Below are 15,894 nucleotides of genomic sequence, written 5' to 3'. Positions count from 1 at the left end.
CATGCCGACGCCGGAAAAACGTCTGCGGCTAATGCAGCTTGCCAGCAGCAGTCTGCCGGTCGGCGGCTATAGCTGGTCTCAAGGGCTGGAGTGGGCGGTGGAAGCAGGCTGGGTGCCGGATAGTGCCGCCTTTGAGCGCTGGCAGCTGCGGCAGATGGAACAGAGCTTTTTTACCGTCGACCTGCCGCTGTTCGCCCGGCTTTATCATGCCTGCGAAGCGAGCGATCTGACCGTAGCGCAGCGCTTGACGGCTTATCTGCTCGCCTGCCGGGAAACTCGTGAGCTGCGTGATGAAGAGCGCAATCGCGGTGCGGCCTTCACCCGCCTGCTCGCCGACTGGCAACCGGACTGCCCGCCCGAATGGCGCAAACTGTGTCAACAAAGCCAACTTACCGGCATGGCATGGCTCGGCGTGCGCTGGCAAATCGCCATCCCCGACCTGGCTCTTAGCCTCGGCTACAGCTGGATTGAGAGCGCGGTGATGGCAGGCGTCAAGTTAGTGCCTTTTGGCCAACAAGCCGCCCAGCAGCTGATTCTGCGCCTATGCGACCGCTACGCGGCGGATATGGACAGTGCCCTGGCCGCGCCAGACAGCGCTATCGGCTCGGCCACGCCGCTTGCCGCCATCGCCTCCGCCCGGCATGAAACCCAATATTCCCGACTATTCCGTTCTTAGGAGAAGGTATGAACACGATTAAGCAACCGCTGCGCGTCGGCGTCGGCGGCCCGGTCGGCTCCGGTAAAACCGCGCTGCTGGAAGCGCTTTGCAAAGCGATGCGCGACACTTATCAGTTAGCGGTGGTGACCAACGACATCTATACCAAAGAGGATCAACGGATCCTCACCGAAGCCGGAGCCCTGGAGCCCGAGCGGATTGTCGGCGTTGAAACCGGCGGCTGCCCGCACACTGCTATTCGTGAAGATGCATCGATGAACCTCGCCGCAGTGGAAGCCCTGAGCGAAAAATTCGGCAACCTCGATCTTATCTTCGTGGAAAGTGGCGGCGATAACCTGAGCGCCACCTTCAGCCCGGAGCTAGCGGACCTTACCCTCTACGTGATCGACGTGGCGGAAGGAGAGAAGATCCCGCGCAAAGGCGGGCCGGGGATCACCAAATCTGACTTTCTGGTGATCAATAAAACCGATCTCGCACCTTATGTGGGCGCGTCTCTGGAAGTGATGGAGCGCGATACCATGCGCATGCGCGGCGAGCGTCCGTGGACGTTTACCAATTTAAAAGCTGGTGACGGCCTGGCGAAGATCATTGCTTTTCTGGAAGAGAAAGGGATGTTGCGGGTGTAGTTTATTGCCCGCTGGCACTTCGTTTGCCGGGCCTACAAAACCGTAGGCCCGGCAAAATTACGCTGCCGGTAACTCCGCCAGCGGCCAGCGAGGGCGAACGGTCACGCCGAGCTCGGCTTTCGCGCCGGAGTGCAGGCGAACCATGCCCGCGTAGGCAATCATCGCACCGTTATCGGTGCAGAACTCAGGGCGAGCATAGAACACTTCCCCCCCGCGTTTTTTCATCATCTCCGCCAGCTTCGCGCGCAGCGTACGGTTAGCGCTGACGCCCCCCGCCATCACCAGACGCTTAAAACCGGTTTGATCCAACGCACGACGGCATTTGATCATCAATGTATCCACCACTGCATCTTCAAAAGCACGGGCAATGTCAGCGCGGGTTTGATCATCATTGTCGTTGCTGCGAATGGTGTTCGCGGCAAAGGTTTTCAGGCCAGAGAAGCTAAAATCCAGCCCCGGACGGTCGGTCATGGGGCGAGGAAAGACAAAACGTCCTTCGGTACCCTGCGAGGCCATCTTCGACAGCATCGGGCCGCCAGGATAATCAAGCCCCAGCAGTTTAGCGGTCTTATCGAAAGCTTCACCCGCCGCATCGTCAATCGACTCGCCCAGCAGTTCATATTGACCGATGCCGGTAACGCTAATCAGCTGTGTGTGGCCGCCGGAGACCAGCAGCGCAACAAACGGATATTGCGGCGGATTGTCTTCCAGCATCGGCGCCAGCAGATGCCCTTCCATATGATGCACCGGGATCGCTGGGACGTTCCATGCAAACGCCAGCGAACGTCCGACGGTTGCGCCTACCAGCAGTGCGCCAACCAGACCCGGGCCTGCGGTATACGCGACGGCATCAATATCTTTTGCCGTCAGACTCGCTTCTTTTAGCGCCGCCTGGATCAGCGGCACGGTTTTACGCACGTGATCGCGGGAAGCCAGTTCGGGCACAACGCCACCGTAATCAGCGTGTAATTTCACCTGACTATACAGTTGATTGGCTAGCAGACCTTTTTCGTCGTCGTAAATGGCGATGCCGGTTTCATCGCAGGATGTTTCAATACCCAGTACACGCATGACTTGTTTTACCTCATTTCAATACCGCGCAGTGTAGGACCAATGCTGGTTGATGTAAAACTTTCCTCACCCCTGGCGTTCACTTCGTGTATACTCCCTGTCCTTATAAAAGTCCCTTTCAAAATCGCATCGGTGCTTTACAAAGCAGCAGCAATTGCAGTAAAATTCCGCACCATTTTGAAATAAGCTGGCGTTGATGCCAGCGGCAAACCGAATTTATTAAAGGTGAGAGTTACATGCCGGTAATTAAAGTACGTGAAAACGAGCCGTTCGACGTAGCACTGCGTCGCTTCAAACGTTCATGCGAAAAAGCAGGTGTTCTGGCGGAAGTTCGTCGTCGTGAGTTCTATGAAAAACCGACTACCGAACGTAAACGCGCTAAAGCTTCTGCTGTGAAACGTCACGCGAAGAAACTGGCTCGCGAAAACGCACGCCGCACTCGTCTGTACTAATCTATTGAGGGCTCAGCTCTCAATTCAGACCGAGTTGTAGTTGTAAGGCCGTGCTTCCGAAAGGAATGCGCGGCTTATTTTCGTTTATAGTCATCAAAAAAACAGGGGCTTATGGCTGGACGAATTCCTCGCGTTTTTATTAATGACCTGCTGGCGCGTACCGATATCGTCGATCTGATCGATGCACGGGTAAAGCTGAAAAAGCAGGGCAAGAATTATCACGCGTGCTGTCCGTTCCATAACGAAAAAACCCCCTCTTTCACCGTCAACGGTGAAAAACAGTTTTATCACTGCTTTGGCTGCGGTGCGCACGGCAACGCTGTCGACTTCCTGATGAACTACGACAAGCTCGAGTTCGTGGAAACGGTCGAAGAGCTTGCCGCCATGCACAATCTCGAAGTGCCGTATGAAGCAGGTAATGGACCCAGCCAAATTGAGCGCCATCAGCGGCAGAATCTTTATCAGTTGATGGATGGTCTGAACACGTTTTATCAACAGTCTCTGATGCAACCCGCCGCTGACCCCGCGCGCCAGTATCTGGCACAACGTGGTTTAAGCAGCGAGGTGATTACGCGCTTTGCGATTGGTTATGCCCCTCCCGGTTGGGACAACGTTTTAAAACGTTTTGGCGGCAATCAAGAAAATCGCCAGTCGCTCATTGATGCAGGCATGCTGGTCACCAACGATAAGGGACGCAGCTACGACCGCTTCCGCGAACGGGTGATGTTCCCCATCCGCGATAAGCGAGGCCGGGTGATTGGTTTTGGTGGTCGCGTGCTAGGCGATGCCTTGCCGAAGTACCTGAACTCCCCGGAAACCGATATTTTCCATAAAGGCCGCCAGCTGTACGGCCTTTATGAAGCGCAGCAGGATAACGCTGAACCGCCGCGTCTGCTGGTGGTCGAAGGTTATATGGACGTGGTTGCGCTGGCGCAGTTCGATATTAACTACGCTGTCGCGTCGTTAGGTACGTCGACGACCGCTGACCATATTCAGCTGTTGTTCAGGGTTACCAATCAGGTCGTTTGCTGTTACGACGGCGACCGGGCAGGCCGCGATGCCGCCTGGCGAGCGCTGGAAACGGCGCTGCCGTATATGACCGACGGACGCCAGCTGCGTTTCATGTTTCTGCCGGATGGCGAAGACCCGGATACGCTAGTGCGTAAAGAGGGAAAAGCCGCATTTGAAGCGCGGATGGAGCAGGCTCAGCCGCTCTCCACGTTTTTGTTCAACAGCCTGCTGCCGCAGGTAGACTTGAGCACTCCGGACGGGCGCGCACAGCTAAGCACTTTAGCGCTGCCGCTGATAACCCAGGTGCCGGGTGAAACGCTGCGCATTTATCTGCGCCAGGAGTTAGGTAACAAGCTGGGGATTTTAGATGATGCGCAGCTTGAACGTTTAATGCCAAAACAGTCCGAAAATGGCCCGCAACGCCCTGCTCCGCAGCTAAAACGCACGACCATGCGTATACTTATAGGATTGCTGGTGCAAAACCCGGATCTGGCCCCGCGAGTACCGCCTTTAGAAGGGCTGGACCCAAGTAAAATGCCCGGACTTGGTTTATTTAACGAACTGGTCAAAACGTGTTTATCTCAGCCAGGACTGACCACCGGGCAACTTTTAGAGCAGTATCGCGGCAAAAATGAAGCCGTGACCCTTGAAAAACTGTCGATGTGGGACGATATAGCAGATAAAGATATCGCTGAAAAAACCTTCACCGACTCGCTCAACCATATGTTTGATTCACTGCTTGAGCTTCGACAGGAAGAGCTGATAGCTCGCGATCGCACGCACGGTTTAAGCAGTGAGGAACGCCGGGAACTCTGGACTATCAGTCAGGAACTGGCAAAAAAATGAATTTAACGGCTTAACTGCCGAATACCGTTCGGGAAGACCCCGACAGCCGCTCGAGGCGCAGCGGCAATAATATAAGTACGCCCTCGCTTTAAATGTTGGCAGCTCGTCTGCTTACACCAATCAAACGAATTAAGTGTGGATACCGTCTTATGGAGCAAAACCCGCAGTCACAGCTGAAGCTTCTTGTCCAACGTGGTAAGGAGCAAGGCTATCTGACCTATGCCGAGGTCAATGACCATCTGCCGGAAGATATCGTCGACTCCGACCAGATCGAAGACATCATCCAAATGATCAACGATATGGGCATTCAGGTGATGGAAGAAGCACCGGATGCCGATGATCTGCTGCTTGCTGAAAATAGCAACAATACCGACGAAGATGCGGAAGAGGCTGCTGCACAGGTTCTCTCCAGCGTGGAATCTGAAATCGGCCGTACAACTGACCCGGTGCGCATGTACATGCGCGAGATGGGTACCGTCGAACTGCTGACGCGTGAAGGCGAAATCGACATCGCCAAACGTATCGAAGATGGGATTAACCAGGTTCAGTGCTCCGTTGCTGAATACCCGGAAGCAATTACCTATCTGCTGGAACAGTACGATCGCGTTGAAGCAGAAGAAGCGCGTCTGTCCGATCTCATCACCGGATTCGTCGATCCGAACGCCGAAGAAGAGATGGCGCCAACGGCGACGCACGTCGGTTCTGAACTCTCTCAAGAAGAAAGGGATGACGACGAAGACGAAGATGAGGAAGAAGACGACGACAGCAGCGATGACGACAACAGCATCGACCCCGAGTTGGCACGCGCGAAATTCGGTGAGCTACGTACACAGTACGAACTGACCCGCGATACCATCAAAGCGAAAGGTCGTAGCCACGCCGCAGCGCAGGAAGAAATTCTCAAACTGTCAGAAGTCTTCAAGCAGTTCCGTCTGGTACCGAAGCAATTTGATTACCTGGTCGGCAGCATGCGTAGCATGATGGACCGCGTTCGTACACAAGAACGCATCATCATGAAACTGTGCGTTGAACAGTGCAAAATGCCGAAGAAAAACTTCATCACTCTGTTCACTGGCAACGAAACCAGCGAAACCTGGTTCAACGCGGCCATCGCCATGAACAAACCGTGGTCAGAGAAGCTGCTTGACGTTAAAGACGACGTTCAGCGTAGCCTGATGAAACTGCAGCAGATCGAACAAGAAACTGGCCTGACCATTGAGCAGGTCAAAGACATCAACCGTCGTATGTCTATCGGTGAAGCGAAAGCCCGCCGTGCGAAGAAAGAGATGGTTGAAGCGAACTTGCGTCTGGTTATCTCTATCGCCAAGAAATACACCAACCGTGGTCTGCAGTTCCTCGACTTGATTCAGGAAGGCAACATCGGCCTGATGAAAGCGGTAGATAAGTTTGAATACCGTCGCGGTTACAAGTTCTCCACCTACGCAACCTGGTGGATCCGTCAGGCAATTACCCGTTCTATCGCGGATCAGGCGCGCACCATCCGTATTCCGGTGCATATGATTGAGACTATCAACAAACTCAACCGTATTTCACGCCAGATGCTGCAAGAGATGGGTCGCGAGCCGACGCCAGAAGAGCTGGCCGAGCGCATGCTGATGCCGGAAGATAAAATTCGTAAAGTGCTCAAAATTGCCAAAGAGCCTATCTCCATGGAAACGCCGATTGGCGACGATGAAGATTCGCATCTGGGCGATTTCATCGAGGATAACACCCTCGAGCTGCCGCTGGATTCTGCTACCACTGAGAGCCTGCGTGCCGCCACTCACGATGTTCTGGCAGGCCTCACCGCCCGTGAAGCGAAAGTCCTGCGTATGCGTTTTGGTATTGATATGAATACCGACCACACGCTGGAAGAAGTGGGCAAACAGTTTGATGTTACCCGCGAACGTATCCGTCAGATCGAAGCGAAGGCGCTGCGTAAACTGCGTCATCCAAGCCGCTCTGAAGTACTGCGTAGCTTCCTCGACGATTAATTATCGCCACGTTCGTCAAAAAGCCAGTCAAATGACTGGCTTTTTTATTACTTAATCAAAATCATTCCCCCGAAAAATATAAAAATACAATAAATAAATATTTCAATATATATATGAGTCATATTCCTATTACTCTTCCAGTAAAAGCAAACAACTGGACTCAAAGTTTTTCTTTTGTACTATCAGTACATATATAGCATTTAATGCTCAGTACAGAAAAATATTACAGGGAAAAGTAATGAGAGATCATCGTAAGATTCAGCTGGCTGATTTTAATCGCATGGCTATTTTAGCGGCGGCGAACACGCTCTTTCTGAGCCGTGGAGTAGAAAGCACAAGGATGGACGAAATTGCAGAGGGCGCAGGGTTTAGTAAGACAACGCTTTATACCTATTTCGAGAGTAAGCAAGACATTCTGGATCATCTTATTCTCGATGGCATGGTGTGTTTTCACCAACAAATAAAACTCATAGCTAGCCGACAAAATCCATTCCGAGAATTTTATCATGAGTTTTGTCAGGCGCTAATTGATATCCATGATGACGGTATTATCTATTTCCAGGGCATGACAGGAAAAATTGGCTGTTCCGTAAAAGAAACCGACGATAGAAAAGTTCTGATGGATATTTATCTGATCGGGGAAGAGATAAATCAGATTATCGCCGCACAAATATCCAGAGCAGTTGAACGAAAAGAACTTACGTTAAACGCCCCCATCACGGATGTGATCATGCTGTTCTGGCTTTGTCTTACCGGACTGGTGGAGAAATCATCCAGTAAAGAAGAGTATCTTGTTCATCACCTTGAGAAAGACCGGGTGGCTTTTCTGAACTTTGCTTTTGAATCTTTACTACTGATGATAGAAAAAAGGAGCGAGTAAATGATACAGAAAATTTTGCCCGGCCTACTGATATGCATCGTAGTTATCTCTGCATATTCTGATAATTGACCCCTTCCTCACATCGCCCCCGATAAACGCGAATCCGAAACTCATCTGGAATCACTACCGGAAGTACATTAAAGCCCTCGCGTCGCCAGCGCATCATCAAGCTCCCGGTAAGCTTCGACCAGTTTATCCAGCGTCGCGCGGTTGAGGCCGCTGGGATTTGGCAACACCCATACCTCCGTCGCGCCGATAGTCACCTGCTGCTTGCCCCAGCGTGCGCCGCGGGCCTGAAACGCTTTCTCAAAGGCCTGTTTGCCGAGAATCGCCAGCGCGCGCGGCTGATACTCTTCCATCTTTCTGACCAGCTCTCGCCCACCGCTGCGCAGCTCCAGCAGTTCAACCTCACTGGCCTGCACCGTCGGGCGCTCAACTAACATGGTGATCCCGCAGCGGGTATCCAGCAGCTGTAGCTCCTCCTCAGGCTTCAGAAGGCGGTCAGTAAACCCGGCCTGGTGAATCACCTTCCAGAAGCGATTGCCTGGATGAGCAAAGTGGAAACCGGTATGGGCAGAAGACTTCCCGGGATTGATACCGCAAAAGACCACCCGTAGGTCCGGCGCCAAAATATCGTTAATCATGTTTTCCCCAGCTCAATAACTAAAAGCTAATTATAAAGGATTGAAAATGCATTGTTTATAAAAACAGCAGCCGTGCGTTTTAGGCTGGATTGCGGGCATCAGTTACTTTATAATCCCTCGCCACGGCCCCTTAGCTCAGTGGTTAGAGCAGGCGACTCATAATCGCTTGGTCGCTGGTTCAAGTCCAGCAGGGGCCACCAAATATCAAGGACTTGCGAGAAATCGCGAGTCCTTTTTTTATGGGTAACATCCAGGATGTCGTCGCCCGGTATGCGCCAGTATTCAGGAGAGATTGGATCGCGAATGGAAAAAATGGCAACGCTGATTAACGCCTTCACCTCAAGGGTGAAAGCGTCGGGTTAGAATTTTTTGACCGGCTAGCTCACACTAGTTCCTGGAGCTGCTCGCGCATATAAGAAGAGAAGTACTCAGGATTTTTGATAACGATACGGTTACCAGATGCGATTTTTTCCGCCCATCCGGCCACTTTATTCGTAAACTCGGGATTCCACCCCTCCTTCTCGCCGCGCGCCATCACGTCAGCTGCGCTCGCCGGAGTCCCCAACTCATTCAAATACTTTAAAATTCCCTTCGCCGTACTTTCATCCATTGAATGCGGCACTGATGCCGATGTGTTCATACCACCAATGAAATCTAATGCTTTATCAATGACTGTTGGCATGCTCTTATCCTTAAAATTAACCGCGTAAAAGACACCTTTCTAATATGACCCCAAGTCAGCCGGGATATCAAAGGGAACGTTGCCTTTATTTGATTCAGACCTCAGTCAAACGCTTGCGTGGTGATTTTATGCGCGATTGATACGCGACAAACTACTCAACGCGCCTGCGCTTAAACTGGCTGGCATCAATATCGTACTGTTTCATCTTGCGCCATAGCGTGGTGCGGCCAATATTCAGTAGCTGCGACATCTCCTGCACCCGTCCGCTGGTTACGCGAGCGGCATGGATAATCGCCTCTTTCTCGATAGCGCTAAAGGTCAGGCTAGCGGGTAGTAGCGACGAACTGACATCGGTGCCGTGGCGCTCGGCAAACAGATACTCCGGCAGATTGCTCAGGCGGATATGGCCGTTTTCGCTGCTGATAGCAATGTTCTCGATAATGCTGTTCAGTTCAAAATCATTGCCCGGCCAGGAGTAGGCTACCAACTGCGCCAGAGCATCGTCATCCACCTTCAGACGCGATGAAAACCGTTTTTCCAGGCTCTTCAGGCGATTATGCACTAACGATGGAATACTGTTGCGCCTTGCCCGCAGCGGCGGAATGACAATCTCAAACGAATGCAGCGCGTAGTAAAGCTGGCGGCTAAAGCGGTTTTGCTCTACCAGATTGGCAAGGTCAACGGTGGTGGTGGCAATGACTTTAACGTCCACCGGGATCAGCCGACGGGCATCCAGGCGGGTTAACACACCCTGCTTGATAACCTGCAACAGCGCGGATTGCAGCTCCGGTGCCAGATACTCGATTTTTTCCAGAAACAGTGTCCCGCCGTTGGCCAGCTCAAGACGGCTAAGACGCCCGTTTTCATCGTCCGTCGGCGCGCTCCCCATAAAATCCTGACCCAATACGCTGTCGGCATACAGCTGGCAGTTGACCGCGATATACGGTCCACCGCCCCGCTCGCTCTCATTATGAATCGCCTGGCTGAGCAGTTCTTTACCCACACCTTCTTCACCACACAGCAGTACCGGAAAAGCGCCGCGCGCCGCCTGGCGGCCAAAGTGAATCAGCCGTCGTGTTTCCGGATCGTCCGCCGACATCTGTTCAAAGGTATGGCTCACTTTGCCAAGCTGGCTGGTCATCAGCTGGCGCATCTGCTCAACCGGATGCAGCAGCAAAATAAAGCTGTTGCCCTGCTCTTCAACAATCGGTTTGAGGGTGATTACCGCATCAATAAACTGATGCTGACTCTCAAAGGTAACTTCAACGTGATTCAGCCCGCGCGCGTGCTTAATTGCCCGACGCAGCAGAGCCGGAAGCGTCACCAAGTCATTGATATTTTTCCCCTGGCTGGCCTGCGCATCGAGGTGCAACAGCGTTGCGGCCTGCACGTTAAGAAACTGCAAAACGCCCTGCTCGTTCCAGGCCATCACCCCATCATCCATGCTCTCCAGCAGACCATACATCTGGTTAAGATGGCGGTTCGACTCGGCCAGCAGGCTATCGGTGAGCAGAGAGTTACCGACTTCCCGCGCGATGGCGAGGGTCAGGGACAAATCCGACGTGGCCTGCTCTTCAATCTGGCAACACAGCGAAATGGAGCCAAACAGGCGTCCGTGGTTATCAAACACCGGCGTGGAGCTGAACGACCAACCATGCAGAACCTGCTTAAAATGCTGATCGCCAGAGGTTTTCACCGGCTGTCCGAGCATTGAGGCCAGCGAGAGCGCGCAGCTGCCGATAATGCTTTCTGCACAGTAGCTGCCGTCGAGAAACCCCAGTTCCGCCAGTTGGGCGATAGTCTGCGGATCGCCGCAGCGGCTGAGAATACAGGCGGACTCATCGAGAATAAATAACGCGCAGGGACGGCTATCCATAAACTCCCAGGCATCTTCCAGCGCCGCCTGACCAATCGTCAGCAGCGCGGTCTTGCGCCGGCAAATCGATTCAAAGGTCAGTCCCTGCGCCTGATGCGGCGCCTGCCAGGTTTCCCGCTGCATAAACTTGCTGCAACGATGCCATGACTGAGTTATCACCGAAGGAAAGCGTTGAGTCTGCGCCGTCATATCCATTTCCGCTGTGTTAAAAACGACAAACCCTTCGACGGAAACCGCCGAAGGGATATTTTAGCCAGGCCGGGCAGGCCGACGCTAAATTAACGCGCCAGCCACTGCTGCCCAAGCAGGTCAGCGGTCAGAATCGCCGCATGCACGCTCTGGGCGCTGACCGGGAACGGCATATTGTGGATGGTTTCGCCTTCAGCGCAGGTCGCTTTCGCTACCGCCTGAATTTTCTCGTCGATACCCTCTTTCACGCCCATCTGCGCCAAAGTCACCGGCAGGCCAACTTTCTGGCAGAAGTTCAGCACGGTTTCGATCTCTTCCATTGGGCTGTTTTGCAGCACCAGCTGCGCCAGGGTGCCAAAAGCAACTTTTTCGCCGTGGTACAAATGATGGCACTCTTCGAGGATAGTGAAACCGTTGTGGATGGCGTGCGCCGCGGCCAGACCGCTGCTTTCAAAGCCGATACCGCTGAGGTAGGTATTCGCTTCAACAATGCGCTCCAGCGCATCGGTGACGACCCCGGCCTGAGCGGCGAGACGAGCTTTTTCCCCTTCCGCCAGCAGCGTATCATAGCACAGGCGCGCCAGACTCAAGGCCGCCGCCGTAGACTGACCGCCCGCCATACTGGTGGCTCTGGAGTCATAGCAGGCCTTCGCTTCAAACCAGGTTGAAAGCGCATCACCCATCCCGGCCACCAGCAGACGTACCGGCGCTTTAGCGATAATTGCCGTATCCATCACCACCATATCCGGGTTTTTCGGGTAAATCAGGTACTCTTCAAACTCACCGGCTTCGGTGTAGATAACCGACAGCGCGCTGGTTGGCGCATCGGTAGAAGCAATCGTAGGGATCACCACCACCGGCAGCTTCTGGTAATAACCAATCGCTTTTGCCGTATCGAGCGTTTTCCCGCCGCCAATACCCACTACGCCGCGACAGCCGTGCTGTTTCAGAATGGCAATCAGGCGATTGATTTCAACATGGCTGCACTCACCGTTAAAGCGCTCAGCATGGCAGCTGATATTGTGGCTGTTCAGGCCATTCAACACTTTATCTCCCGCCAGCTTCATCACGAAGTCATCGGCAATCACGAAAAAGCTGTCCGCCAGGTTTTTAGCGTACTGACCAAACAGAGTGGAGGCATCTGGACCCTGGAGATATTTGGCTGGAGATTGAATAACTTTTAGCATTCCGTTCACCCTCAAATAAGTGCATGTTTTACATGATGAGCCCCGGCATTTCTTCTTCCAGCCTCTTATTAAGAGCGGGAGCGAAAGCGCTACCTGAGCGATGTCATCACTGTAGGGCGAGCGGCGGGCAAAAAAATGTTTCGCATTTTTGTCCCGATATGAAACGGATAACAAAAATTATCGTTTCATATTGGAACGTAAATTCACATCAAACGCTGGGATTGCGATCCCGATCCGCTCGTTTGGCATAAAAACAGGTCTGAAACCGAATGACTGGTCGTGTTTTCCACCAGTGCAGGCAGCATTAGCAGCAAAAACTATTTCTTTGCCAGCGCCTTCCGGGTATGTAAAGCGAGGTAGAAAAATAGCTTTGCGTCGCATTTTTCCATTTCCCTGATTAAAAATGTTTCATTAAGGAACATAAAATAACAATCGCGTTCCGTAATGAAACCCGTTTTATGACGATTTTTTTTTCCGCTAACTCAGCCAGAATCAATACATCGCCGGATATCGCATATCGTCAGGCGGTACCCCTACACGATGACCGCCTCCGTCAGCAGAGAGGCCGCATCGGCAACCTCCGACGGAGAATAAGCAATGAAAAAACTGATTAACCGTGTCGAAGATGTACTGAGTGAACAATTAGCTGGCCTGGCGAAAGCGCACCCTGAACTCACGCTTCACCAGGACCCGGTCTACGTGACCCGTGCCGATGCCCCGGTCGCGGGAAAAGTGGCGCTGCTCTCCGGCGGCGGCAGCGGTCATGAGCCGATGCATTGCGGCTATATCGGCAAGGGGATGCTCTCCGGTGCCTGCCCGGGTGAGATTTTTACCTCCCCTACGCCGGATAAAATGTTCGAATGCGCCATGAACATCGACGGCGGCGAAGGCGTACTGCTGATTATCAAAAACTATACTGGCGACATTCTTAACTTCGAAACCGCCACCGAACTACTGCATGAAAGCGGTGTGAAGGTTACCACCGTCGTGATCGATGACGACGTGGCGGTAAAAGACAGCCTGTACACCGCCGGGCGTCGCGGGGTTGCCAATACCGTGCTGATTGAGAAGCTGGTTGGCGCGGCGGCTGAACGCGGCGACTCTTTGCAAGACTGCGCCGAACTGGGACGTAGTCTCAACAACCTCGGTCACTCTATCGGTATCGCGCTCGGCGCCTGTACCGTCCCGGCCGCCGGGCAGCCCTCATTCGAATTACAGGATGACGAAATGGAGTTCGGCGTGGGTATTCACGGCGAACCGGGCATCGATCGCCGCCGCTTCACTTCCCTCGATCGCACCGTCGATGAAATGTTCGAAACCCTACTGGAGAACGGCACCTACAGCCGCACGCTGCGCCAGTGGGATAACGTCAAAGGCGCATGGCAGGATGTACCGCAGGCGAAAAAAGCACTGCAAAAAGGCGATCGCGTCATCGCCCTGGTCAACAACCTCGGCGCGACGCCGCTATCAGAACTGTACGGCGTCTACAGCCGCCTGGCGCAGCGCTGCGAGGAAACCGGCATCGTTATCGAACGCAATCTTATCGGCAGCTACTGTACCTCTCTGGATATGGTGGGCTTTTCCATCACCCTGCTCAAAGCCGATGATGAGACGCTGGCATTATGGGACGCCCCGGTTCACACCCCGGCGCTAAACTGGGGAAAATAAGGAGCACGACATGTCATTAAGCAGAACGCAAATCGTAGACTGGCTCTATCGCTGCGGCGAAATCTTCACCAAAGAGAGTGATTTTTTAACCGGTCTGGACAGAGAAATTGGCGACGCCGACCACGGCCTGAATATGCATCGTGGTTTTAGCAAGGTGGTAGAAAAGCTGCCGTCCATTGCCGATAAAGACATTGGCTTCATTCTGAAGAACACCGGCATGACGCTGCTCTCCAACGTCGGCGGAGCCAGCGGCCCGCTATTCGGCACCTTCTTTATTCGCGCCGCCCAGGTGACCCAGGCCCATCAAAGCCTGACCCTGGATGAGCTTTATCAAACGATCCGCGAAGGTGCGGACGGCGTGGTCAATCGCGGCAAAGCGGAGCCGGGGGATAAAACCATGTGCGACGTCTGGCTGCCGGTAGCGGAATCATTGCGCCAGTCGAGCGAGCAGCACCTGTCGATACAAAGCGCGCTGGATGCCGCCTGCGAACAGGCACAAGCCGCCGTCCACGCCACGATCACCATGCAGGCCCGCAAAGGCCGCGCCAGCTACCTCGGCGAGCGCAGCATTGGACATCAGGATCCGGGGGCAACCTCGGTGATGTTTATGGTTCAGATGCTGGCAGCGGCAGCAAAAGAGTAAGGAAAACGCGATGGTAAACCTGGTTATTGTTTCTCATAGCGCCCAGTTGGGCGAAGGTGTCGGAGAACTGGCCCGGCAGATGTTAATGAACGACGGCTGTAAGCTGGCGATCGCCGCCGGGATTGACGATCCTACAAGCCCGATCGGCACCGATCCAATTAAGGTCATGGAAGCGATTGAATCCGTTGCCGACACCGATCATGTGCTGGTGATGATGGATATCGGCAGCGCCCTGCTCAGCGCCGAAACCGCACTGGATCTGCTCGATCCGGCGATTGCCGCGAAGGTTCGGCTGTGTGCCGCACCGCTGGTCGAAGGCACCCTGGCGGCGACGGTCAGCGCCGCTGCCGGAGCCAATATCGATAAGGTGATCGAAGACGCCATGAATGCGCTGGAGGCAAAGCGCGTACAGCTGGGATTACCATCGCAACCGCAATCCTCTTCCACCGTCGCCGCGCTGACCGATGCGCGCTCCGTTTCGGTGGTCATTAAAAACCACAACGGCCTGCACGTTCGCCCGGCATCAAAGCTGGTCGCCGCGCTAACCGGGTTCAATGCCGAGCTGGTGCTGGAAAAAGAGGGGAAATGCGCGACCCCGGATAGCCTCAACCAAATCGCCCTGCTCCAGGTTCGCTGCAACGATACCTTACGGCTACTGGCCCGAGGCCCGGACGCCGACGCCGCGCTGGCGGCATTTCAGGCTCTGGCGGCAGACAACTTCGGCGAGCAAACGGGCGCATCGCCTGCGGTTCAACCCACTACCGCCGCTAGCGTACAGGGCCGCGTAGCGCGGTATCCGCAGCCGCATGCTGCGGTAGAGCGGGAAAATTGCGGCGATACTGGCCAGCAGCAACTACGCCTGAAACGAGCCATCGACCAGACGCTGGAAGACCTTAGCGCGTTGACCACGCAGGCGGAAGAGAAGTATTGCGCCGATATCGCGGCAATCTTCTCCGGGCATCATACCCTGCTCGACGACCCTGATTTATTCGAAGCCGCCTGCGATATCGTGCGCGATGAACAGTGTTGCGCTGAGTGGTCGTGGTATCAGGTGCTGGTCGATTTAAGCCAGCAGTATCGCTATCTCGACGATGCCTACCTGCAAGCGCGCTATATTGATATTGAAGATATTTTGCATCGAACGCTGCGCCACCTTCAAGACCGCAGTGAGCCGTTGCCACAATTTAGCGGGCCAACAATTCTCGTTGCCGACGATATCTTCCCCTCTACCGTGCTGCAACTCGACGCCCGGCAGGTCAAGGGCATCTGCCTCCAGGCGGGCAGCGAACTTTCTCATGGCGCGATTATCGCCCGTCAGGCCGGCATCGCCATGCTTTGCCAGCAGGGTGAAGCGCTGAACACGTTGCAAAACGGCGATACCGTCACGCTCGATATTCCCGGCAAACGCATTATTCGCGGGTAGCTTGCCACCCACCTTTTCGCTGCCGG

At 54.0% G+C, this 15,894-nt stretch carries 15 protein-coding genes and 1 tRNA gene; 10 read left to right on the top strand and 6 right to left on the bottom strand.

The window, feature by feature from the left end; all coding sequences use genetic code 11:
* Position 1 precedes the first annotated feature (1 nt).
* Positions 2-676: an urease accessory protein UreF gene (locus tag AC07P6_RS03890; protein WP_434663936.1), complete on the top strand. Its 675-nt coding sequence runs from the start codon at positions 2-4 to the stop codon at positions 674-676.
* Between the two features lie 8 nt (positions 677-684).
* Positions 685-1,302, top strand: a complete 618-nt coding sequence (gene ureG, locus AC07P6_RS03885) for an urease accessory protein UreG (RefSeq protein WP_182234984.1) — start codon at positions 685-687, stop codon at positions 1,300-1,302.
* Between the two features lie 57 nt (positions 1,303-1,359).
* Here the strand turns inward: ureG and tsaD are convergent, their stop codons facing one another.
* Positions 1,360-2,373 carry a tRNA (adenosine(37)-N6)-threonylcarbamoyltransferase complex transferase subunit TsaD gene (tsaD, locus tag AC07P6_RS03880; protein WP_434661424.1) on the bottom strand — a complete coding sequence of 338 codons (1,014 nt, stop codon included), beginning with the start codon at positions 2,371-2,373 and terminating at the stop codon, positions 1,360-1,362.
* Between the two features lie 236 nt (positions 2,374-2,609).
* On the opposite strand from tsaD, the gene rpsU reads away from it, so the two are divergent.
* The 4 genes from rpsU to AC07P6_RS03860 all read left to right on the top strand — a co-directional run bounded on the left by rpsU (position 2,610) and on the right by AC07P6_RS03860 (position 7,556).
* Positions 2,610-2,825, top strand: coding sequence for a 30S ribosomal protein S21 (gene rpsU, locus AC07P6_RS03875; protein WP_001144069.1), 216 nt, complete (start codon positions 2,610-2,612; stop codon positions 2,823-2,825).
* 111 nt (positions 2,826-2,936) lie between these two features.
* Positions 2,937-4,682, top strand: coding sequence for a DNA primase (gene dnaG / locus AC07P6_RS03870; RefSeq protein ID WP_112213682.1), 1,746 nt, complete (start codon positions 2,937-2,939; stop codon positions 4,680-4,682).
* A 149-nt stretch (positions 4,683-4,831) separates the two neighbouring features.
* Complete coding sequence (gene rpoD, locus AC07P6_RS03865) at positions 4,832-6,676, top strand: RNA polymerase sigma factor RpoD (RefSeq protein WP_110273000.1); 1,845 nt, start codon at positions 4,832-4,834, stop codon at positions 6,674-6,676.
* 238 nt (positions 6,677-6,914) lie between these two features.
* On the top strand, positions 6,915-7,556 hold the full coding sequence (locus tag AC07P6_RS03860) for a TetR/AcrR family transcriptional regulator (protein WP_478315677.1): 642 nt from the start codon (positions 6,915-6,917) through the stop codon (positions 7,554-7,556).
* Positions 7,557-7,693: 137 nt separating this feature from the next.
* Here AC07P6_RS03860 and mug read toward each other — a convergent pair whose 3' ends face one another.
* Positions 7,694-8,200, bottom strand: a complete 507-nt coding sequence (gene mug, locus AC07P6_RS03855) for a G/U mismatch-specific DNA glycosylase (RefSeq protein WP_110272997.1) — start codon at positions 8,198-8,200, stop codon at positions 7,694-7,696.
* A 124-nt stretch (positions 8,201-8,324) separates the two neighbouring features.
* Between mug and AC07P6_RS03850 the strand changes: the two genes are divergently transcribed.
* Positions 8,325-8,400, top strand: a tRNA-Ile gene (locus tag AC07P6_RS03850).
* A gap of 182 nt (positions 8,401-8,582) precedes the next feature.
* Here the strand turns inward: AC07P6_RS03850 and AC07P6_RS03845 are convergent.
* The 4 genes from AC07P6_RS03845 to AC07P6_RS03830 all read right to left on the bottom strand — a co-directional run bounded on the left by AC07P6_RS03845 (position 8,583) and on the right by AC07P6_RS03830 (position 12,515).
* Positions 8,583-8,882, bottom strand: coding sequence for a DUF1889 family protein (locus AC07P6_RS03845; RefSeq protein WP_304253686.1), 300 nt, complete (start codon positions 8,880-8,882; stop codon positions 8,583-8,585).
* Positions 8,883-9,033: 151 nt separating this feature from the next.
* Positions 9,034-10,947, bottom strand: a complete 1,914-nt coding sequence (gene dhaR / locus AC07P6_RS03840; protein WP_304253688.1) for a dihydroxyacetone kinase operon transcriptional regulator DhaR — start codon at positions 10,945-10,947, stop codon at positions 9,034-9,036.
* Between the two features lie 89 nt (positions 10,948-11,036).
* Positions 11,037-12,134, bottom strand: a complete 1,098-nt coding sequence (locus AC07P6_RS03835) for a glycerol dehydrogenase (RefSeq protein WP_181484802.1) — start codon at positions 12,132-12,134, stop codon at positions 11,037-11,039.
* A gap of 177 nt (positions 12,135-12,311) precedes the next feature.
* Positions 12,312-12,515 (bottom strand): hypothetical protein, encoded by a 204-nt coding sequence (locus tag AC07P6_RS03830; protein WP_434661407.1) that lies wholly within the window; start codon positions 12,513-12,515, stop codon positions 12,312-12,314.
* Positions 12,516-12,731: 216 nt separating this feature from the next.
* On the opposite strand from AC07P6_RS03830, the gene dhaK reads away from it, so the two are divergent.
* From dhaK to dhaM, 3 genes are read left to right on the top strand one after another with little or no spacing between them, the layout of a single operon-like run.
* Positions 12,732-13,802 (top strand): dihydroxyacetone kinase subunit DhaK, encoded by a 1,071-nt coding sequence (dhaK, locus tag AC07P6_RS03825; RefSeq protein ID WP_304253693.1) that lies wholly within the window; start codon positions 12,732-12,734, stop codon positions 13,800-13,802.
* A gap of 10 nt (positions 13,803-13,812) precedes the next feature.
* A complete protein-coding gene (gene dhaL / locus AC07P6_RS03820) occupies positions 13,813-14,445 on the top strand; it encodes a dihydroxyacetone kinase subunit DhaL (protein WP_110272982.1) in 633 nt (210 codons plus the stop codon).
* Between the two features lie 10 nt (positions 14,446-14,455).
* Positions 14,456-15,868 carry a dihydroxyacetone kinase phosphoryl donor subunit DhaM gene (gene dhaM, locus AC07P6_RS03815; protein WP_478315676.1) on the top strand — a complete coding sequence of 471 codons (1,413 nt, stop codon included), beginning with the start codon at positions 14,456-14,458 and terminating at the stop codon, positions 15,866-15,868.
* Positions 15,869-15,894: the final 26 nt, after the last annotated feature.

Source organism: Klebsiella sp. GFKo11 (assembly GCF_056490265.1).
Note: the sequence above shows the minus strand (reverse complement) of the source record. Positions and strands in the feature narration are given on the sequence as shown.